General features: G+C 38.0%; 21 protein-coding genes. 14 read left to right on the forward strand and 7 right to left on the reverse strand.

Going from position 1 to position 20,069, the window contains the following annotated elements; all coding sequences use genetic code 11:
• Positions 1 to 43 precede the first annotated feature (43 nt).
• The gene (locus tag CDC33_RS36740; protein ID WP_109013468.1) at positions 44 to 250 is read left to right on the forward strand and encodes a hypothetical protein; all 207 of its coding nucleotides are present in this window, start codon (positions 44 to 46) and stop codon (positions 248 to 250) included.
• A 65-nt stretch (positions 251 to 315) separates the two neighbouring features.
• On the opposite strand, the gene CDC33_RS36745 is transcribed toward CDC33_RS36740, so the two are convergent.
• Both CDC33_RS36745 and CDC33_RS36750 read right to left on the reverse strand, forming a co-directional pair.
• Entirely contained in the window at positions 316 to 501 is a 186-nt protein-coding gene (locus CDC33_RS36745) for a hypothetical protein (protein WP_219930155.1), read from the reverse strand.
• 19 nt (positions 502 to 520) lie between these two features.
• Positions 521 to 787 (reverse strand): hypothetical protein, encoded by a 267-nt coding sequence (locus CDC33_RS36750; protein WP_244919584.1) that lies wholly within the window; start codon positions 785 to 787, stop codon positions 521 to 523.
• Between the two features lie 708 nt (positions 788 to 1,495).
• Between CDC33_RS36750 and CDC33_RS36755 the strand changes: the two genes are divergently transcribed.
• The 4 genes from CDC33_RS36755 (at position 1,496) to CDC33_RS36770 (ending at position 5,183) form a co-directional block, all read left to right on the forward strand.
• The gene (locus CDC33_RS36755; protein ID WP_109013469.1) at positions 1,496 to 1,957 is read left to right on the forward strand and encodes a plasmid mobilization protein; all 462 of its coding nucleotides are present in this window, start codon (positions 1,496 to 1,498) and stop codon (positions 1,955 to 1,957) included.
• Between the two features lie 7 nt (positions 1,958 to 1,964).
• Positions 1,965 to 2,354, forward strand: coding sequence for a cytidine deaminase (locus tag CDC33_RS36760; RefSeq protein WP_109013470.1), 390 nt, complete (start codon positions 1,965 to 1,967; stop codon positions 2,352 to 2,354).
• Between the two features lie 123 nt (positions 2,355 to 2,477).
• A complete protein-coding gene (locus CDC33_RS36765; protein WP_109013471.1) occupies positions 2,478 to 4,931 on the forward strand; it encodes a relaxase/mobilization nuclease domain-containing protein in 2,454 nt (817 codons plus the stop codon).
• Positions 4,932 to 4,934: 3 nt separating this feature from the next.
• A complete protein-coding gene (locus CDC33_RS36770) occupies positions 4,935 to 5,183 on the forward strand; it encodes a hypothetical protein (RefSeq protein ID WP_109013472.1) in 249 nt (82 codons plus the stop codon).
• Positions 5,184 to 6,147: 964 nt separating this feature from the next.
• Here CDC33_RS36770 and CDC33_RS36775 read toward each other — a convergent pair.
• The 5 genes from CDC33_RS36775 to CDC33_RS36795 all read right to left on the reverse strand — a co-directional run bounded on the left by CDC33_RS36775 (position 6,148) and on the right by CDC33_RS36795 (position 11,670).
• Positions 6,148 to 7,875 (reverse strand): ABC transporter ATP-binding protein, encoded by a 1,728-nt coding sequence (locus CDC33_RS36775; RefSeq protein ID WP_109013473.1) that lies wholly within the window; start codon positions 7,873 to 7,875, stop codon positions 6,148 to 6,150.
• Positions 7,876 to 8,349: 474 nt separating this feature from the next.
• A complete protein-coding gene (locus tag CDC33_RS36780) occupies positions 8,350 to 8,784 on the reverse strand; it encodes a GNAT family N-acetyltransferase (protein ID WP_109013474.1) in 435 nt (144 codons plus the stop codon).
• 313 nt (positions 8,785 to 9,097) lie between these two features.
• Positions 9,098 to 9,946 carry a TniQ family protein gene (locus CDC33_RS36785; protein WP_244919585.1) on the reverse strand — a complete coding sequence of 283 codons (849 nt, stop codon included), beginning with the start codon at positions 9,944 to 9,946 and terminating at the stop codon, positions 9,098 to 9,100.
• Positions 9,936 to 11,117 (reverse strand): AAA family ATPase, encoded by a 1,182-nt coding sequence (locus tag CDC33_RS36790; protein WP_109013475.1) that lies wholly within the window; start codon positions 11,115 to 11,117, stop codon positions 9,936 to 9,938. The genes CDC33_RS36785 and CDC33_RS36790 overlap by 11 nt, the downstream gene beginning before the upstream one ends.
• 10 nt (positions 11,118 to 11,127) lie before the next feature.
• Complete coding sequence (locus CDC33_RS36795) at positions 11,128 to 11,670, reverse strand: hypothetical protein (RefSeq protein ID WP_146195939.1); 543 nt, start codon at positions 11,668 to 11,670, stop codon at positions 11,128 to 11,130.
• Positions 11,671 to 11,816: 146 nt separating this feature from the next.
• On the opposite strand from CDC33_RS36795, the gene CDC33_RS36800 reads away from it, so the two are divergent.
• From CDC33_RS36800 to CDC33_RS36840, 9 genes are all read left to right on the forward strand, one after another.
• Positions 11,817 to 12,005 carry a ribbon-helix-helix domain-containing protein gene (locus CDC33_RS36800; protein WP_109013477.1) on the forward strand — a complete coding sequence of 63 codons (189 nt, stop codon included), beginning with the start codon at positions 11,817 to 11,819 and terminating at the stop codon, positions 12,003 to 12,005.
• A 598-nt stretch (positions 12,006 to 12,603) separates the two neighbouring features.
• Positions 12,604 to 12,738 (forward strand): hypothetical protein, encoded by a 135-nt coding sequence (locus tag CDC33_RS41500; RefSeq protein ID WP_280524482.1) that lies wholly within the window; start codon positions 12,604 to 12,606, stop codon positions 12,736 to 12,738.
• A gap of 93 nt (positions 12,739 to 12,831) precedes the next feature.
• Positions 12,832 to 14,100 (forward strand): JmjC domain-containing protein, encoded by a 1,269-nt coding sequence (locus tag CDC33_RS36810; RefSeq protein ID WP_219930156.1) that lies wholly within the window; start codon positions 12,832 to 12,834, stop codon positions 14,098 to 14,100.
• Positions 14,101 to 14,134: 34 nt separating this feature from the next.
• Entirely contained in the window at positions 14,135 to 14,974 is an 840-nt protein-coding gene (locus CDC33_RS36815) for a DUF3865 domain-containing protein (RefSeq protein WP_109013479.1), read from the forward strand.
• Positions 14,975 to 15,091: 117 nt separating this feature from the next.
• The gene (locus CDC33_RS36820) at positions 15,092 to 15,472 is read left to right on the forward strand and encodes a GFA family protein (protein ID WP_109013480.1); all 381 of its coding nucleotides are present in this window, start codon (positions 15,092 to 15,094) and stop codon (positions 15,470 to 15,472) included.
• 264 nt (positions 15,473 to 15,736) lie between these two features.
• Positions 15,737 to 16,870: an LVIVD repeat-containing protein gene (locus tag CDC33_RS36825; RefSeq protein ID WP_109013481.1), complete on the forward strand. Its 1,134-nt coding sequence runs from the start codon at positions 15,737 to 15,739 to the stop codon at positions 16,868 to 16,870.
• Positions 16,871 to 17,093: 223 nt separating this feature from the next.
• Positions 17,094 to 17,972, forward strand: coding sequence for an amino acid--tRNA ligase-related protein (locus CDC33_RS36830; RefSeq protein ID WP_109013482.1), 879 nt, complete (start codon positions 17,094 to 17,096; stop codon positions 17,970 to 17,972).
• Between the two features lie 32 nt (positions 17,973 to 18,004).
• Positions 18,005 to 19,195: a type III PLP-dependent enzyme domain-containing protein gene (locus tag CDC33_RS36835; RefSeq protein WP_109013483.1), complete on the forward strand. Its 1,191-nt coding sequence runs from the start codon at positions 18,005 to 18,007 to the stop codon at positions 19,193 to 19,195.
• 167 nt (positions 19,196 to 19,362) lie between these two features.
• Positions 19,363 to 20,069, forward strand: a 707-nt coding sequence (locus tag CDC33_RS36840) for a hypothetical protein (RefSeq protein ID WP_146195941.1), incomplete at its 3' end; no start/stop codon positions are given.

The following is a 20,069-nucleotide window of genomic DNA, read 5'->3' on the forward strand; positions in this document are numbered from 1 at the left end:
CAAGACATCAAAAGCCGAAAATCTTAGCAATGGATTTAAATTTATGCACCCAATTGAGTTTAAGAAAAAATGGCAGTTAACTTACGACGAGCTTGCCCTTGTCTTAGGTTATCAAGGTGATTATACTGTCCGTTCTTGGAATATGATTGTCAGACATAAGCGCAACCCTCAAAAAGTTGTTTATGTCGCTTGTCGTCTTCTAGATGAGAAGTGGTCAACTCAAGGTAAGCTTGTGCATTCTTATCTCTAATTCTTTGTATGATTGGGGCAAACATTACGTTAACCATGTTTGCCCCAATCACTATATATTGCCCTTCATCTTTGATTTCGGTCAGTCCCCAAACGCTTTTCTACCCGTTGTAGCTTGACATTACTATAACCAGTGCGCTGCCAGATAGCTCGTAGATAGGTATTGAAATCATCCGAGATTTTTACCGGAATTAATTGATTGATTGAAAAGAACATTGACAAAGCAAATATTGTCGTAATTAACCCCATCATTCCATATTTAGTTAGGGGTTCAGCGCGAATAGGAGTCAGTTGATGTTGAAGCTTTTTTATGAAAACTCTTCAGACCACTGGCCGCCAGTTCTACCCCATGACCTTTAAACACATCAGAAACATCTTCATAAGAGTAGCCAGCGTCTAACATATCCTGAATAGGTTTAGCCAAACTGAGGACTAAATCTGACAGGCTGATAGTTTTAGGAGTCGCCGCAAAGTGTTTAAGACTGGTTTGAATATCTTCTATTTTTGATAAAGGAACAGCTTTCGGTTTGCGCGACATATCTTAGTAAGGGTGTGGGGTGTGGGGTGTAGGGTGTAGGGAATTTTCATGAATTAGCCCTTGTAGCTTGAATCATGAAGGTGATAAGGCAGAGTTTATAAAAAGATAATTTTCTTGATTTTCACTACACCCCACACCCTACCCCCTACACCCTAATTTTGATTAGTAATAAATTATTCCATTGTAAAAAAAACGTGTCCAGAAAAAGTTTAAGTTTCTTGTCGTGATGTGACGAATATCAACAGAAAAAGGTTTGTATCCTCGTGAGGTAGACTAGTCTAAAAAAGCAGTTACCCATGAATCAACATCCTTCGTATCACTAGTATGGCCAGCATTGCCCAATAGACCATGCCCTCGGTGTAACCGAGGTAATTGCAAACAGCCACTCGTGGTTCACCAAAGTCTAGTACTCCCCCAGCCTTTCGTTGTGCCCCCTGGCTCTTGTTACCCCAGTCTTGTCGTGGGGCCAAACGGCAAGCAATACGCCGTAACGCGCCAAGGGCGCTCCTTTCCCTACGGTAAAGCGTCGTGTTTGCTTGTTGGGGGTGTCCCCCAAACCCCCTTTTAACTGGTCTATTAAAGAGGAAGATAAGCCAACAAGAAGTTCCGGGTTATCCGCCTACCTGCTCGGCGCTCCGCGCCTAACGCAGCTACAGCGAATAACCCGGTTAAAAATAAAGAAAAAAATAGCTGAACGCCTAACTAGTTATGCAGCCAGACCCCCGTACCAATCTCAGTAATCAACTAGCTGACACATTAAGTAATCGGTCAGTAGCACCAGATGAAAAGCGAGAAGTAACCATCACGTTTAGGGCTAGCTATGCCGAGAAAGCGAGGCTAGAGCAGCGATGCAGTGGAGTGGTGCAAAGTGACTATATAAGAGCGAGATTATTTGATTACCCTCTACCGCATCCTAAGTTAGTCATTCCCGAAATTAACCGACAGGCTATCTACGAGCTAAAGAAGATTGGTAACAACCTGAATCAACAGACTAGGGCTATTAACGAAGCTGTAAAAATTGGTAGTCAACCGTTGACGACGGAGGTGAAAGAATATCTGAGAACTATTAAAGAACTGGTGGAACTCTTAGAACAAACTCGCCAAGAAATTACCCAACCTATATCGAGTGATGACAATGGTAAGCTCGATAAGCAGGTAGCTGGGGAGTAGCTGACTTATGCCAGAAAACGATGACAAAAAAACTGAGCTAATCAACGTAGCCAGCCAGCTCATTGCAACTCGATTCAAGCCTAATTACCACGAAATTGGAGCAGCTATACTCACCCGCTCTGGTCAAGTATTTTCTGCTGTACATATAGAGGCAACTGTGGGAAGAATTGCTGTGTGTGCCGAAGCAATTGCTATTGGGATGGCTGCTACTGCTGGAGACACAGAAATTGAAATGATTGTAGCAGTTAACAGAGATGGTCAGGTTGTATCGCCCTGCGGTATGTGTCGAGAGTTAATAGCGGATTATGCACCAGATGCCAAAGTAATAGTTCCAGGCGAAGCTGGTTCTATGCTTATTACTATTAATGACTTACTTCCCAATAAATATCACAGATAGAATCAACACTATAAGAGCATATCCGTGTCTCTCTATTAGAGGTTAATAGTAAAGCTTTCGTTGATTATACACAGGATATTTTCACATTTATCTCAAATAATATCTCGGTGTTGGGGCAGAGAGATGATTACCAAAATCAAGGCTAATAAATCATTTCGGGGAACTACCAAATACGTCTTAGAGAAAGATAAAGCTAAGATTATTGGTGGGAATATGTATAGTAAAAGTACCAATGAACTGGTCGAGCAGTTTACCCTATCAGCCCACCTTAACCCTCAACTTAAAGACCCCTGCTACCACTTAATGCTTAGTGTACCGAAAAGTGATAGAACGCTAAATGATGACGAATTAGCTAATCTGTCTCAACGTCACTTGGCATCGGTCATTGTACTATCGCGGCTTAAAGGTGATGAATCCCAAGTTAAACAACCTGAGAAAAGGATATCAGACAGCAAACTAAACCAGCTAGTTGATGAATTTATAGAAACAGAACTGCCAGCCTATGACTTCTTTATAGCGCGACACTCAGACAAAGAACACGACCACACTCACATTGTTGCATCTAGAGTCAATAATCTAGATGGTAAATCCATTCGTACCTGGAATAATTACGCCTACTCGGAATACTCCGCCCGACTACTAGAGCGAGAATTTCAGCTAACCCAAGTCCAAAGTAGTTGGGAAAGTAAACACAAAGCTATGACTCGGAATCAACTGGAACGAGTCGAGCGCGATGGGCTTCCAGGTGAAGAAATAATGCGCCGAGCGATTGAAAAAGTGGCGGAAAATAAACCAAAAATGCCTCAATTTATTGAGCAGTTATGGAGAGAACATCAAGTTAAAGCCATCGTCAGTTATTACGGTCACGGTGGGGTAAGAGGTATTAAGTTCGGTATTGATGTCGGCTCAGTTAATGAAGATGGTTCCCCTCGACTGCTTTGGAAACAGGGAGGTAATTTAAATAAATATAAGTGTTCATTTACAAAGCTTCAGACAGAATTGGGGATAAACTACGACCCCAAACGGGACGATAGCGAAATTAAACGTTTAAATAATTTCTTAGAAGTTGTAGATAATAACCTAGTTAATCAACAGCTAAAATCAACCATATCACCTAAAACAGCTCACAATTTAGCCGAAACTAAACACCAGACAAACCCAGCTAAATCAGATGTAGAACAACAAGCCAGTTCAGAACTCATAAATACAATCGCTGACTTTCTTGAACAGTCAGCAGTTGAGTCAACCTTGATTGAAACATTGCCACAGTTAACAGAACAACTGTCTGAGTATCATCAGAATTTATCAGCCGTAAGAACCACATACGACGAGCTATTAGCGGCGATTGCTCTTAAGGAACAACTCTTATCACAAAGAACTGTGGATGCAATCTCTGACTTTATTGAACAGTCAGTAGTTGATGATGCCTTAAGTGAAACGTTACCACAATTAACAGAACAACTCTCTCAATATCACCAGCAGTTAGCTAATAATAAAACCACATTCGACGAGCTATCATCGGCGATTACTCAAGAGTTACAATCCCATGTAGAGGAAAAAGCAATTTCATCAATTTCTAATTATATTGAGCAATCGACTATCTCTTCAGCATTAACCCAAACAGTATTAGAATTAACGCAACAACTTTCTCAATACAAAGAGGAACTCATTACAGCTAAAGCTACATTTAATGACCTGGATGCAGAGCTTGCGGCTGAGTTACAATCATATCTAGAGAAAAGAGCCATTTCATCAATTTCTGATTATATTGAGCAATCGGCTGTTGAATCAGCATTAACTGAAACAGTATTAGAATTAACGCAACAGCTTTCTCAAAATCAGCAGCAGCTATCAGCCGGAAGAACCATATTCGACGACCTGGAAGCAGCGATTGTTTATTTGGATCAACTCCATAGATCGCAAAAACCAGTGGATGTAGTTGCTCTTAATCAAACTCCAACTATAACCACAGATGAACCAAATTTAAAAGATAATCTTTCAGCTGATTTATATGAGTATTACAGCGCCGACTTGCAAAACTTATTAGTGACTGACCGAGATAAAGAAATTGCTATACGGGCGCTATTAGATAATAAACTAACCCAAGATGTTGAAGAAATTCTCCAAGCCAGTCCAGCCGGATGGACACAAGATGAAGCTAGAGAATTGGTACTTATCGCTAGCAATCAACTGGCAACTCAAAAGTCAGAACCAGAACAGTCACTCACAGAAAAGCAGCGTCAAGAGTCGGAATTCTTAGCTATGGCTGTGCCTATTGCTGTTGAATTAATCAACTGGCAATTAAGAGAAAGTGGCTCAAATTGCCTGAGATTCAAACGTGCAACTCTAGAGAAGCAGGGTAGAGAACTGGTATTTACCCATGATGAACGAGGTGAGATTTTTCGAGTGGCAGTCAGCCGAAACCAGTCGGGTGAGCTTGAGTATTCACCGATTTATATTGGGTCAGTAGAAAGAGAAGATATTCAGCTTTGGCAAAAAGCAGAGCGTGTATTGCAACAAATAATATCAGAAGAACAGCAACAAGAACTCAGACAAAATAAAGAATTTTCTCTCTAGCTGATGACGCACCTCAAAACCGATCAAGCTCAATCAAGATCGGTGTCTGCTACTGCCACAAATCCACTCGTTGAGCTACCCAAAAATGACTTCTGCTCACAAGTGCTTCTTGATACAAGTTTTGTGGCGAAGGCGTTTAAGCAGATACATCAGATGAAACGCGAGTTTGGCTTGGGGTATGCCTTAATTAATGTTGGAGAGTTTCGCCCAGACATGACATCACCGTGCCGAAACGGGAAAATTGTACGCTAAGGAATTGATGCTAACCTCAACGCTATGAAAACAAGTTGTTTTGAGCGAAATGGCATACCTGTATTTATCACTTTTGACTCGAATTAGTCTTGGAAGATGGTGCAGAGTAGTACTAATACTCTGCACCAATTAACTGAGGGTAAACAGCCACTCACGGATGCTTAGAAAAGCAAGCGGCTAAGATGGTTGCTGGGCAACGCTTTTAGCCTTAGCGTACAATTTTCCCGTTTTGGCACGGTGATGCCCACTTGGTGGCACGAACCTTCGATCTACGCCAACGAAAGTGGCTGGATGAAACTTCAACTCATCAATATCTAAGCAGCGAAATGGCCACTAACGTTTTGAACGTTGTCGAGCACTCATGCTGCCCCCCTCACCACGTGATTTACCTTTTTTACCTAAAGTTAATTGCGAATTAAAACATCTGAATCCCTTGTATTTACAACTAAGCAAGCATTTTTAATTTGACAAGTGTCATAAATATTTGTCACAAGTATTTATGGCGCTTCAACCCTCAATCAATTTGATGAAATTGAGGATTTTTCTTTACTTAAAAAACAAACCGGGGACTCATGTCCCCGGCTTGGGTTGCTATTTAATTCTGGCTTTTTTTGTTTTAATTGATTCTGTAACAAGTATATCTACAGAAGCAGTCGAAATGCAAGGCTGACTTCAAAAAAAACGTGAAGTTTTATTAGAGATGCCTTTATTTGTTAGTGTACAGTAACAAATTAAATGGCGTTAAGACAAATTCGTGTCATCAAGTTAAGCCTTACCCACTGCACGACTTGCAACAATTTGTGTTGACACAGCTTGGCTGGAAGTGCCCCTGTTCAATTGTTCTTTCTTGGAGGGTTACTGCATCAGGACGAGGCCAAGCTTTCTCTATTTTCACTGCTCCTCAAAGTCCTAATCGCAAATTGCCAAAGTTTTGACTATACCACAAAACACTTTTGCAAGAGTTCTAATCTGCTGTAACTTGCTGCCAGAGAGTAGCATATAATCCTCCTTGTTTTATTAAATCTGCATGGTGACCTCTTGCCACAATACAACCTTTTTCCATCACAAAAATTACATTGGCACGTATCGCTTGAGTAATGCGGTGAGTAATTACAATCACTGTGCGATTTTTAGCAATTTTATCAACTGTAGCAAGAATTTCTGCTTCGGTAATAGGGTCTAATGCCGATGTCGCTTCATCAAGAATTAGAATAGCCGGTTTTCTTAGCAACGCCCTTGCTAGGGCGATTCTTTGTCGCTGCCCCCCCGATAATTGTCCGCCTCTATTGCCGACAGGGGTATCGTAACCTTGGGGTAAAGAGAGAATAAACTCATGAAGTTCTGCATCTTTTGCGGCAGTCTCTATTTGCTCATCAGTAGCTCCTAAATATCCCATACGAATATTTTCTTGTATTGAGGTGTTAAACAAAATCACCTCTTGAGAAACCAATCCAATTTGTTCCCGTAAGGATTTTTGAGAACAAGAACGCAAATCAACACCATCAAAGAGAATTTGACCTTGTTCGGGGTCATAAAGTCGGGTTAATAAATTAACAATGGTACTTTTACCCGCACCAGAATGTCCTACAAAGACTAGAAAATCACCTTTATGAATTCTTAGAGATAAATTATTAACTCCTTTTCTTTCCGAGGAATAGTTAAAGGTAACGTTATTAAAGCTAATTTCACTGGAAAAATGGGCTAACTCAATAGCATCTGATGCGTCTTGTACTTGTGGCACTTCAGCTAATAGAACACAAATGCGCTGCATAGCAGCTATCCCGTCAATTAAGTAAGGGAGAGAAAAAGTAAAACTGAGGATATTTAGATTTAACCCGACTAATAAAACTTGAAAAGAAACGATAGTTCCGACTGTAATTATGTTTTTGTATGCCATTACTGCGCCAATACTGATTACAGCAAGCTGGACAAACACAAATACTAAAGTGGGAATCCTCTGAACTAAATAAGAGTAAAACTTGGCTTTAACATAAACTTTTTTTAGAGCCTGCAAATCCTGAAAAAAATTGTTAATCGTTTGGAATTGTAAACCAAATAGTTTAACCATTGCTTGGGAGACAATATTTTCTTGAACAACATTAGCAATTTGTCCTTGTTTGTCTCTTATCTGATAGCTTTTGTCTATAGCCTTTTGAGCAATTTTAGCAGGAGCAATAGTGCAAAAAGTTAAACCAATACAACTAATCAGCCCTAGCTGCCAATTGAGAAAAAACATTAAAATAGCAGAAAAGAAGATGCTACCTAGTTCTAAAACTAAAATTAGTCCATAGATTAAGCTATTTTCTACTTTTTCAGTATCACCTGAAAAACAGTTGGCAATATCTCCAGTTGAACGTCGCTCAAAAAATTCTAAAGATAGGTTTTGTAAGTGAGCGAACATACTATAGCGGATATTATTGATAACTGAAATCTGAAATACTATAGCCCAGTAATCCCCTAATAATCCAATAAATATAAATAAAATTGCCCCTCCAAGTAGCAGTAGAAGAATTAAAACTAAGAGACTGTAATTTTGAGGAATAATGGCTGCATCAATAATAAATTTTAAGCTCATTCTAATTGAAGAATCAAAAGCAGCCTCAAAAATTTCACGAGCAATGAGAAGACTTACTAACCATTTATATGGGACAATATATTTATTTATTTCTCTAGCAAACCACATTAAATTCATATAAGTTTTGTAATTATATTTTCTAGTAAAATGGAGTTGGCGAATGAGCAATTAATCGATTATTACAACTGCGCTTTTAAATTCAGTTCAACTTTCGTGGTGCAAAACAGTCGTGGTATCACCGAATATTGCCTGAACACAAATCAAATAGCAGTGACATTCCGCAGATAATCTTTCCTTTTTTATGGCTAACTTATGCCATCATTTTCTAAATATTTTTTGTTCTAGCAATCCTGACATTATGATTATCGGACATAAAGCCTCCTGTAAGGGATTTTTAAGATGTTCATAACACTAGAAAAATAAGTTTTAAAAAACTTGAACCTATTTTATTAACTATTTTTTTTATAAAAATTTACAATTTTAGTTCTTATTTATACCAGTTAGAATACTCTAACTTTAAATATAAAGAGGCATTTAAAGACTGATATATAGACTGTTAATATTGTACTTATAAACATAATGTAAACTGTATTACAGAATCCTTTTGATCATTTGAATATGTGGAATCCCTGCATCCATAAACATTTCTCCCTCAGTTTGAAAGCCGAACTTTTTATAAAAATTAATAACAGAGATTTGGGACTCAATAATTATATAATGATACTCTTTTCCCTTGGCATACTCTATAGCTTTTTCAAGCATTTTCATGCCTATACCTTGATTTCTACATTGCTTACTTACGCAGACACGGGCTATTTTTAAAGAATCTAAATACTTAGTCATTCTCAATGTCCCAAAGACCTTATTATTATCTATAGCAAAAATGTGTATTGCTTCTTTATCTAATCCATCGAGTTCTAATTCGAGCGGAACAGATTGCTCTAATATAAAAACTTCATAACGTAACTGCATAGCTAAAGGAATATAAGGCGAGTCATAATTACTTATTAAAAATGTTAGCGGCATATTCGTTTAGTATTTTCTCTGTGATGTCTCTTTCAAACCAAGATTCCTAAAAATTTAAGGCTACCAAAATCATCAATACTAATTATGATTATGCACCTGAAATTTGCTACAGAGTGGAATGGCACTAAGAAAACGTGAAACTTCGTCTGGGCAGGGTGTTGGGGGTAGGGGGTAGAGTGTAGTGTTAATAAACATTCAAGCTCACCAGGTGAAACAGAGGTTACTTATTCTTCATTCCCTACACCCTACACCCGATACCCTACACCCAAAAGCCTTATAGCTAATGGATTTGTCCTTATCTTAGTGCCATTCGCTACAGAGTGTAAAGTTTTTCATGGAAACTTGAGGGTGGAAGAGGCGGTTGCGATCGCAAAACTTTTCGGTCTACTGAAATTGGATGGTTTGACCCATTTTCCGACTCAAATACTTTAGTGTTAAAAGCGATTAATGAACCAAGAATCTTAATTAGCTCTGATTGTAATGCGATTTCTGAGTGATATAATTCATCTGATTTGATATGATATTTATCTAAATTTCCTAACCATTCTCCACAATGATTACAATATCCAGTCCGCGAGTTAGGAGCTATGATAGGTAATTTATGATTGCAATGAGGACATTGTGTAATTAGAGGATAATGATGTTGGGGGCATACTGCAACTGGCTCAAAAGACCAAAGTAATGGTTCGTATATAGGTAATTTATTTTGATGCCAATAGCTGTAGCATAAAGGGCACCAAGCTTTGCAATCACGAAGTAAATAAACATAAGTTATTAATTCATGCCAATGCATCATAGTTAGACAGGTTAAATCACTACGTAAAGTGAGAATTTCTAGAGATTCAACTAATTTAGATGTATACCAACCACTAAAGTTTAGTAACTTGATATGAGAACGATTTGTAAAAGTCCTACCAACAATCCCCTTACAAGATCCCGATAAGTCATCATGCCCCCAAAAAAATGGGTAGATTTTATGCTTGATTAATTTATCTGGGGTAACGCAATGAACCTCAGCTAAACGAATGAGATAACTAATTAAACTTTCACATTCAATAGCTCCAACATTAATTGGCTCTAAAAAATATAAAACACTACGTTCTGGGATATCTGGAGTATGCAAATCATAACTTCGATATAAGGTTAATTTGTCAAACTGCATTTTCGCTCCCTATTGAATCTCGTCTGGGCTTACGAATTCCCACTAATTTTTTTCGTTTTTTCGGCTCAATATCTTGAGATTTGATTTCAGATTGTGAGGTTGTTTGATGTTTGGATATAGGTGGACAGCGTAAACCTAAGTCTTGATATAACTCTTCTATCTTTCCTTCAATTTCTGCATATCTAGCTTCTCCTTGTTTAATATGTTTGAGAATATTTCGACATTGACCAACTGATAAAGCCCTTTTCTCTAAATGTTTGAGCGTAACAGTAGGAGCATCTTCATTTAATGCTTCTCCAAGGGCATTTCTTGACCAATTTTTGAGGATACCAACACATCCTAAGCTGCGTGAATACAAATATTCCCAATGCGATAGAAAATCTGGTGGCTCTTTTGTTGGTATTTGACACTGAAAATTCCAAATTACTGAGTGCCAAATTTCTCTATCTTCTATAAATTCGGCATTGTAACGAGGCAGATGAACATAAATACTACGTCTACTTAATTGGTCGCCTATATCATGAAGGGTCAGTAAATCGTAAGTTCCAATTAATCCATGCAAAACTTGAGTGAGAGAAGCTAATGATTTAATTGCTTCAGGTACGTCTGTTAGTTTTTTTCCACTAGCTACAGCTAACAAATGATGTGCTTCATCAATAAAAAATATTTTCGGTCTTCTCTGTTTCAAAGCTTGCTCTAGTGCCCATCCTAATTCAGTCTCTAAAATTGCTGGTTTAATTATTAATTGACCATTAGGATTATGATACACACCCGAAGTTCCATAATTTATCTTATTTTGAATTAGCTCTGGTGCTTCTGCCAGTGCATATAAACAACGTTTAAGATGGTCTTTGAAATTGAATAACCCTCCTGAGAATAAACGTGCCTCAATACTAGCAACAGGAATACAACCTTTGTTAACTTCCAATAAAGATAAAGATGATTCAATGATCCATTTTTCAATGAGGAGACGTAATTTTGTTTTACCTACTCCTGTTGGGCCAACAATAAAAATAATTCGTGAATCTCCGCAATCATTTATAATTGGCTTGAGAGTTTCAAAAGCAATATCCAAATAGGGATGTGCCATTGTATATGAGTCATAATAAGCCAGTCTTTCTGATGCTGAAGCTGTATGATATTCAGATGAAAATTGTTGGTTATTTCCCATATATAAATGCTTAATATTTCTTAAATACTTTTAGTTTCTCTTGGTTAATAGATTCTTTTTCCTGTATTGTGGGATGATTATTTTGTTTAATGGCTGTATCAGCTAAGTCAATGTCTTGCAAGTTGCTGTAAGGGTTAACGTTTGGTAAACCACCATTGATTACTTGAAAGACTTCAAGTTTAGGGTATTTTTTGATCTCGTTTATGAAGGTTTTATAGCTAGGAATTTGGTCATCGCCAATCCCAGCTTTTGAACAACTGTGAACAAATGAAGCGTAAACAGCTTGTTTAGTTTTTTGCTTTTTGTTCTCATATTCTTCAGTAATAAATTTTGATAAAATTTCTATAATATGTTGAGGTAGCTTTCGATTATGATTGCCTTTACGGTGATTTAAGGATATTAGCCCAAGATAGCCATAACCGTACTTCTCTTGTGCTTGGTAATAATTATGAAGCCAACGTCTTAATGTCCGTTCTTTTGGTCTACCAGTTGTGATTGATTGCTCATCTAAATAAGGTTTTAATAGTGTGTCATCATGGTTGCACCCCATCATTACACAACACAAACATTCTTTGGCTTGACAGACTCTAGTATCTTTTATATATCTATAGTGATGTAAATATGATGTAAATTATCTAAATTTAACCTTACTCTTAAACTCATAGAGCATTTAGTTTATACATACTGGTAGCATTTAGAGTGAGCAAAAGAATTAACGTTACGTTGCCGGATAGTGTCTTAGAGGATTTAGAAGTATGGGCTGCGTCTCAAGGTCGTCCTACAGCTAACCTTGCTGCTTTTTTGATTGAAATGTCGATTAAATTGGCCAAAAATAGTGGTGAATTTCCCAATAATTCTTCAGTTATAACTAGTAAGCCTCAGTTATAAATTAGACAATTAATTTTTGTTAAAGTTGCCCCATTATTTTGTTGATAATCTATTCTTAACCTTTACACTTAAAGCATTACTTGCTTGACGATTGTCGATGAAGTAGGCACTACGTAAAATTGTTCGACTCTAATTGCTGAAAGTATTGATATATCTTGTTTTTCTGCCCAACTATTATTAAGCATAAAAAGCTACATAAGCATTACTGAACTAAGAAAAAATATCTGCACTTACGGAACGGTTTATGCTTCCATTTTGCGTAATAGGACAAGTTATGCTTCCGTTAGTTTGGACTTGCTGACAATTAATTAACGCAACAATAAGGTTTCAGACCCGAAAATCCTCGCTTATGCTTCCAGACCCTGACAAATTTTGGGTCTGGTTACATCCATCAAAGGTTCCAATTTATTCTTTCGCAAGAGGAATAAATAACGATTAATGACTTGTTTATCATATAGTTTTTATTCTAGGGAAATCATTGTTTAACTTTATCATTGATGCCTTACATTTTTAACTAATTTGCGTAAGAATAAATCTTGAATAAATACAACAGAACAGAATTTAAAATTTCTGTTCCCAAACATACGAGGATAAAACTATGAATCAAGAATCTCTTAACGCGTTGAAGGCTGGAGTTCGTCCTGACGCTCTAAAAGTTGGAGTTCGTCCTGACGCTCTAAAAGTTGGAGTTCGTCCTGATGCTTTAAAAGTTGGAGTTCGTCCTGACGCATAAAAAGCCCAGCATAAAGATAACTCAGGGGCAGGTAACTGCCCTTGACTACTTGATGTAATGAATTACATATAAGTTGTCATGATAAACAATCAAGTGAAACAAATTTTTCAGCAAGATACAGCACCAGAATGGACTTTATTTCCTGAATGGTGGCTAGGAGAGTTCTCAGAAGCGACACGGGGTGGGGTTGAACCCTATCTCTTTAAAAATATCCTTCCCAGTGGATTTCCAGGACCAGAAGAAATAACCAACACATTCCGTTTAATCCAAAAAATGCGCGATGTTAACAAAGCTCATGTTCGTATTTATATTGGAGAAGAAAGGCGGGATGACCTTGTAAATAAAGTAGTTGAATCACAGTTTTTTATAGAAGAATCATTACCAGACTATATATTACGAATAACTGGAGAAAAAAGATTTTCTCTTATATTAAATAGGCTTCAGGATTGGAGTGAATCTCTCACAGCAAGCGTAGGTACGTTTCTCCAATCTATGTTTATTCAAAGGGGTGTACCTCTTGGTGGTTCTGAGATGGTTGTTTTTGCTGGCAATTATGCTGGGACAGCCTTCGGTGTACATCGTGGTTTTGAGCATGCCTTTTTAATTCACTTAGGTCCAGGAAAAAAGGAGTTTCACTGTTGGTCAGAACAATTGTATAAAAAGCTCACTGGATCTTTAGAACCAACTTTTGGTAACTACGAATATTTACTTTCTCATTCTGAAAAATTTATACTGGAGCCAGGGGATATATTGTATCTCCCTGCTTTAGTATTTCATGTGGGAAGACAAGAAGATTTCTCCATTAGCATTGCGTGTCCTTTATATACATATCCAATCAAAAGATTGATTAAGCAAATATTTTTTAATTTAATTGAACAAATACCATTTGATGAAACAGGGTCTTCACCTCATCAAAATTTCACATTTAGCACTAATCCTTTACAGGAATTTGCGAATAGTGTTGTCGAAAATATTCTTAATGAGTGGACACAAACACAAATACCAATCATACTAGATGACTATTGGTTTAGGCTAATTAGTAATGGCGGATTCGATCTCTCGGAAATTTCTATTGATGAAGCCGGACAAGAGATCGGTATAGTCTCACCAATGTCCTTAGAAGCTAACAGTACAATACGCTTAAAAAAACCCTATAAAATTTGCTGGTCAAGCCGTAATTGTGATAATGTAAATTTTCAAGTGTTCTTAAGAGGTCACAGTGTTAGTGTACCTTATTCTGAAGAGATGATTAGACTGTTTAAACATTTAAACGATGGGGATGAAAAGACCTTAAATGATTTTGAAGGTATTATTGAGCATGTTAAAAAAATATCTCAGACGAAAGGTTTTGAAATTGTCTAGCTAATTTTAAAAATTGACGGGAGAACTAAAACAAATGTTTGTCAGCAAAATAGAAAAGTTCTTTAATGAAAATAGTGATTCATGGGAAGTATTCAAAGGAATTATGTGTGGAAATCCTCAAAATTTAAATGGTGAAGAACTAGTCCGTTATATGGATCGAATGATAGAATATACGTTCGACATAATTGAGACAGAAGTTTCCCCCTCAAGTTTATCTGCTCCTGCTCTGCTTCACTACATAAATGAACTTGGTGTATTTGCGCGACATAATTCTCAGTTTTTGAAGTTTGCCGCTGCACATTCAATGGATGCCGTACCTGAGATGGCAGCAGAGTTCATCCGTAATTTTCTAGAAGAAGGTGGAAATGTTGAAATTCCAGCCCACTATGAGCTTTACTCATCCGCTTTATTAAAAGACTTAGATATCAACATTATTGGGCATTACCCAATTGCTTGCACCAGTGAGCTTGTGCAGATTGTTGATTTATTATCTCGTTCTCACTCTCCAAGTATCATATGCGGAGCTTTCTACGCCACAGAAGGCGTAGCTATCAGAGAGACAAAACTGCTGCGCGATATTACAAACGCATACGCAGCCATTAGAGGGAAAACAGAAGCAAACTTACCAAACCTAAAGTTTTACTATGATTTGCACCTTGATCATGGTGTTGAACAAGGACACATAAGTGGAATAGCTCGATTCATTTGCAAGTATGAAAGATATGGACTTAAACTACCTCAAATCTGTGATGGTTTTTTACAGGGAATGCAGGCCATGACAATGTGGTGGACTAGTTTACAGAGTGTTGAAAACAAAATTGATAAGCTTCAAGCATCAGAATTTAAAATTCCTATTACAACCAATCAGGGATAGCTTCACCATTGACTCTTAGCTAAATAATAGACATGATTTGATAGTATTTCTCAAATTCTATTTAGAATATAAATAAGTGAGAGAAGTTGAATTCAAAACTCATGGGATTAATTGCGTATGAATGAATATACGGGTGGTTGTTTATGTGGAAATATTCGTTACAAACTTACAGGAGAACCCATTTTTCCACACTCTTGTAGTTGTCATATGTGCCAAAGGTGGTCTGGTGCTCCGATTGTAGGTTGGGTTGACTTTTCGCGTGCATCATTAATTTTTGATGGACCTGGGGGTTATCCTACCCTAAATCGCACATCTAAAACGACTCAGAGAGGATTTTGCCCTATCTGTGGTAGTGGCATCTGCGCGTTAGATGATGGTTCAGAGGAAATATCCATTACAATAGGAACTTTGGATAATCCAAATTTGATTGTTCCCCAGTCACAAAGTTTTCCAGAATCTGCACCTTCTTGGTTTGATTGCACCCGTCAAGGTGGTTAGCATCAACAGTATACTTCATAGGAGTCCGTTTCGATTTTTGAAGTAAATTGCGTAAGGTATGAGTAGGAAGTCGGGAGTAGGAAATACGGATTTTTGAGTTTACAGAGTTTTTTCAAAAATAAAATATGAGTCCTATAACTTTGATTTTACTACCATTCAGATGTACTGAACTTCTTCAAAACTCAAATAGATTCCTATGTTTTCATAATACTTAATTGATATAAGTTTAGGTATCATAGACAATTATAACAATTATTTAGAGCAATGTTTTTTTTAATTAGCCTGTGTTTACTTTCGTATGGGTGTAATGTTGCTGCTGGTGATTTAGCAGAAAAATTACTTCCGAAACCATATAAAATGACGGAGGTAAATATTAACGATTCGGTTAAAAAAACCAGAAATATCAAGTCAATGGAAAAATATAAGTCAGAGATGATATTAGAGGAAGATATTCCCAAATATATTGCTTCTATTACCCAAAAATTAGCACAATCTCCTTCAATTTTAGAAACTCCTATGTTAGTGGGGAGTTATGATACTCCTGGTGTTTCAATAAACGTAAAGATACTGGGAAATTTTGCTTATGTTGCTGATGAAATTTCAGGACTACAAATTATAGATATCTCCAATCCTTCCTCCCCTGTCTTAAAAGGAAATTATGATACTTCTGGCTTTGTATTAGATGTAGAAGTGGTAGGAAATCTCGCTTACGTTGCTGATTGGAATCTAGGGCTACAAATTATAGATATCTCCAATCCTTCCTCCCCTGTCTTAAAAGGAAATTATGATACGCCTAACTATGCTTGGGGTGTAAAAATAGTAGACAACTTAGCTTATGTTGCTGATGGTTATTCTGGACTACAAATTATAGATATCTCCAATCCTTCCTCCCCTGTCTTAAAAGGAAGTTATGATACTCCTGGCTTTGCATTAGATGTAGAGGTGGTAGGAAATCTCGCTTACGTTGCTGATGAAATTTCGGGACTACAAATTATAAATATCTCTAATCCCTCCTCCCCTATCTTAAAAGGAAGTTATAGAACTCCTGCGGAAGTTAGGGATGTAAAAATAGTAGGCAATTTAGCTTATGTTGCTGATCAACTTTCGGGACTACAAATTATAGATATCTCTAATTCCTCCTCCCCTGTCTTAAAAGGAAGTTATGATACTCCTGGTTTGGCATTCTCCGTAAAAGTAACAGGTGATTTAGCTTACGTTGCTGATAGTTATTCAGGGCTACAAATTATAGATATCTCTAATCCCTCTTTACCCGTTCTTAAGAAAAAATATAGCACTTTTGGCAGGGCTTGGGGGGTAGAAGTAATAGGTAATCTAGCTTACATCGCTGATGAGGGTTCTGGACTACAAATTGTTTATGATGGAATGGCACTAAAATAAAATTAAACTCTTATCTCATTTCGTTTCTATCCTTAGTTACGGGAACGAGGTTCGAGAGGATTAGCCTTGTCTTTATTTGATTATTAATTTTGTCTTACTACTTACAGAAGAAAAATTTCCATTTGCAATGAAGTTTTTGATTAATTTATTATCTACTCCTAGATTTAGGAACGTTTATTGAGTAATCGATGTTTATTATACCAATTTAAAGTGCATTTACCTTATGAAACATCCTTTCCTATACAAGTCCGAACTTATCTGGAAGGTGCGTGAGTTTCTTCACCAAAAAGAGTTTATCGAAATGGCAACACCTATTATTCGACAGAATGACTGTGATCAGTTCTTTCGCCGACTTCAACTTAAGGATAATAGATATCTCCGAGACTCAGCAGCATATGGGTTACGCTACAACCTTGGTATCGCAGACAAGATTTTTGAAATTGCGCCTTGTTTTCGCTCAGATACTCCTGACAACACCCATCTTTGTGAGTTCTTAATGCTAGACCTTTACGCTCGCAATCACTGTATGGCGGATGTTATAAAACTCGCTCAAGATATTCTACAGTTGTTTTATGAGGGACCTATTGGGTATCTTTCTTTTGCTGAATTTGTCAGAGATCAATATGGCATCGACTTTTTTGATGATCCAAATGCCGAAGTTGAATTTAGCACATATCTACAGGAGAATTACGGTTATAATCATCCATCTTTTCTCAAGCGTCTTGACCAATTTATTATAGACCATGTAGAGCCGATGTCTAAAGACTGTTGTCTTATTGTCGTAGATTTTCCGTTAGTAGCAGAGTTTCGCTCGATGCGACGTAAAGAGACAGCAGGAGTAGCAGATCGATTCGAGTTTCAAATTAACGGTATTGAAGTCTTCCACGGTTACGCCGATGAAACTGACCTTGGCCTTTTAGGGGAGCGCGCCAAGAAGCAAGGTCAGTTTGGTCCCGAAGAACAGATCATGATCCAGCTACTTTCCGAAGGAAAAGTACCAGTACAAAGTGCCGGGTTTGGGTTCGGTATTGAACGTCTGTGTCAGGTTTGCACTCAAGAGAAGGATATACGTATATTCACAACTTCCAAGGAGTTTGTTTGAAAGATATCTGCCATTTCCATTATCGTGAAGCAATGACTAACGCTGTACCCATTTTTGATTCGGTACAGGATCTAATCGTCCGAGAAAAGCCGGAAACACCTATTTTTTGTTTCAGCCCCCATGTTGTTCAAGATCGCGTCCAAATTTTTAAAGAGAAGTTCCCTGGCATTACAGCATGGGCCATGAAGTCGAACCCTCACCACCAAGTTTTAAAAGCTGTTGTCAATGCGGGAATTAGGCACTTTGACGTTGCCTCAAGAGAGGAAATTGATGCTGTGCAGGCAGTTTGTCCCGAAGCAATTCTGCACTTTAACCATCCCGTAAAGTCACCAGAAGATATTGAATATGCTTGGAAAATAGGCATTCGCAGCTTTGTTGTGGACTGCTTTGATGAGGTGAACAAGATTTCTAAAGTCATCAAAGCAAACGATATCTCAAAATATTCGGCAGCTACCTTGCTCATTCGTTTCTACGACCAGAATGTGAGAGGTTCTGACCACTACAATTTCAACGTTAAGTTCGGTGCTTCCCCAGAAGAAGCCGTCGATCTACTAGCCCAATGCAAAAAATTCGGATTTAATGTAGGACTTACCTTTCATTGTGGTTCCCAAAATCTTCGACCGGAAACATACCGGATAATGATGCACACCGCTCGCCACATTTCGATGTCTGCCTTTCAAGGAGAACATCAAGAGATACATCGGCTTAACATTGGCGGAGGCTTCCCATGTCCGTATCCAGATAGCAATGCTCCTCCGATCTCTGAGTATCTTAAAGAGATAAGACTAGGCGGGATCGAACATCTTTGTGAGCTTATGTGTGAGCCTGGTCGTTTTTTCGTTGCTGAAGCAGCTAGCCTTTTAACCCGTGTGACGTTGAGACGATATGGAGATAACCGTTTATACATTAACGATGGTATTTATGGTTCTTTCAGAGAGCCTTCATATGTAGCTCTTATGCCTCCAGCTCGTGCCTATAAGGCAGATGGTACACCGATATCAAAACTGACGACATCTCTGCAACCTTTTCAGATTTGGGGAGCAACATGCGATAGTCTGGACGGACTCTCGAACTCTGTTTACCTTCCTAATGTAATTCAAACAGGAGACTTCATTGAATGGGGCATGATGGGGGCATACACCATCGCCTCGACAACCCACTTCAACGGATTTCCACCAGCTAAACTTGTTCAGATTAGGTCTTTAGATCCTTGGATTGATTAAGGCAAGAACAATGTTGAATGCGCTGCTGATATTAATTTCTATCAAGATTTCATCGAATAATGAATCTTTCTTTGGATGTTTTGACCAACGTTTTTGTCTAAACTCGTTATTCTAAAATTGACAGACTATTAAGAGTTTATTTGCTTTTTAGAGATGGTGTCTAGATAATGCAACAGATCAATTTAAAAGCTGCTCTTACTCCTAATGAAGCTGTAAACGATCTCTTTGATATGGGTGTCGCATGTGTAAAACTTCCTGATGACATCATTAGGGCTAGCAATGAAGTTTTGGTTGAAGCTTATAACTTTTTCTCCAATCCTGAGACGATAAAAGAGAAGTTCTCTAGCCCTAACACACTGGAAGGTTGGCGTGAGATTGGATCAGAATTGGCTCCAAATACTGGGCGGTCTGACCTCTCAGAAGCATTTACGGTTTGGTTTCGTAACGCAAGAAAACCTGAAGTCATAGATTGGGCTGTTCGTTGTCCACTTCATCGATCAATGACCAAGCTTTTAAACCCTTGTGCCACCTTCATCGAAGACTTGCTCGTTGCTATCAGGTGTCGCCTCGACCCAATTTATCAATCAAGTAATCAAGTTCCGGTTCCTATTAGAGACTTCTCGTATTTACAGATAAACTTCTCTCGTCCGGCCAAACACACTAGAGACACTATTATGGACGCTCACGAAGATGGACATCTGCTCACGCTCCTGCGTCCGTTCGGGACAGGTCTTATGATTGCACGTGGAGAGCTTGTAGAAGCACCTACACCCAGCAACCCGGTTGGCGTTTTTCACCCAGTTGGCGAATTTCATTCGGTAGTATTGAATGATAACGAGGCACTTGTAATACCAAGTAGTCCCACATTCTACTT

This window comes from Nostoc commune NIES-4072 (genome assembly GCF_003113895.1).
Taxonomy (GTDB): Bacteria; Cyanobacteriota; Cyanobacteriia; order Cyanobacteriales; family Nostocaceae; genus Nostoc; species Nostoc commune.

Excerpts from the sequence above, each read along its gene's own strand:
- CDC33_RS36790 (WP_109013475.1), bottom strand. The coding sequence starts at position 11,117 with ATGGGAAATAACCAACAATTTTCATCTGAATATCATACAGCTTCAGCA.
- CDC33_RS41500 (WP_280524482.1), top strand. The coding sequence starts at position 12,604 with ATGAATCAAGAATCTCTTAACGCGTTGAAGGCTGGAGTTCGTCCTGAC.
- CDC33_RS36765 (WP_109013471.1), top strand. The coding sequence starts at position 2,478 with ATGATTACCAAAATCAAGGCTAATAAATCATTTCGGGGAACTACCAAA.
- CDC33_RS36795 (WP_146195939.1), bottom strand. The coding sequence starts at position 11,670 with ATGATGGGGTGCAACCATGATGACACACTATTAAAACCTTATTTAGAT.
- CDC33_RS36825 (WP_109013481.1), top strand. The coding sequence starts at position 15,737 with ATGTTTTTTTTAATTAGCCTGTGTTTACTTTCGTATGGGTGTAATGTT.
- CDC33_RS36830 (WP_109013482.1), top strand. The coding sequence starts at position 17,094 with ATGAAACATCCTTTCCTATACAAGTCCGAACTTATCTGGAAGGTGCGT.
- CDC33_RS36835 (WP_109013483.1), top strand. The coding sequence starts at position 18,005 with ATGACTAACGCTGTACCCATTTTTGATTCGGTACAGGATCTAATCGTC.
- CDC33_RS36775 (WP_109013473.1), bottom strand. The coding sequence starts at position 7,875 with ATGAATTTAATGTGGTTTGCTAGAGAAATAAATAAATATATTGTCCCA.
- CDC33_RS36760 (WP_109013470.1), top strand. The coding sequence starts at position 1,965 with ATGCCAGAAAACGATGACAAAAAAACTGAGCTAATCAACGTAGCCAGC.
- CDC33_RS36745 (WP_219930155.1), bottom strand. The coding sequence starts at position 501 with ATGATGGGGTTAATTACGACAATATTTGCTTTGTCAATGTTCTTTTCA.
- CDC33_RS36750 (WP_244919584.1), bottom strand. The coding sequence starts at position 787 with ATGTCGCGCAAACCGAAAGCTGTTCCTTTATCAAAAATAGAAGATATT.
- CDC33_RS36785 (WP_244919585.1), bottom strand. The coding sequence starts at position 9,946 with ATGCAGTTTGACAAATTAACCTTATATCGAAGTTATGATTTGCATACT.
- CDC33_RS36770 (WP_109013472.1), top strand. The coding sequence starts at position 4,935 with ATGACGCACCTCAAAACCGATCAAGCTCAATCAAGATCGGTGTCTGCT.
- CDC33_RS36740 (WP_109013468.1), top strand. The coding sequence starts at position 44 with ATGCACCCAATTGAGTTTAAGAAAAAATGGCAGTTAACTTACGACGAG.
- CDC33_RS36820 (WP_109013480.1), top strand. The coding sequence starts at position 15,092 with ATGAATGAATATACGGGTGGTTGTTTATGTGGAAATATTCGTTACAAA.
- CDC33_RS36815 (WP_109013479.1), top strand. The coding sequence starts at position 14,135 with ATGTTTGTCAGCAAAATAGAAAAGTTCTTTAATGAAAATAGTGATTCA.
- CDC33_RS36755 (WP_109013469.1), top strand. The coding sequence starts at position 1,496 with ATGCAGCCAGACCCCCGTACCAATCTCAGTAATCAACTAGCTGACACA.
- CDC33_RS36780 (WP_109013474.1), bottom strand. The coding sequence starts at position 8,784 with ATGCCGCTAACATTTTTAATAAGTAATTATGACTCGCCTTATATTCCT.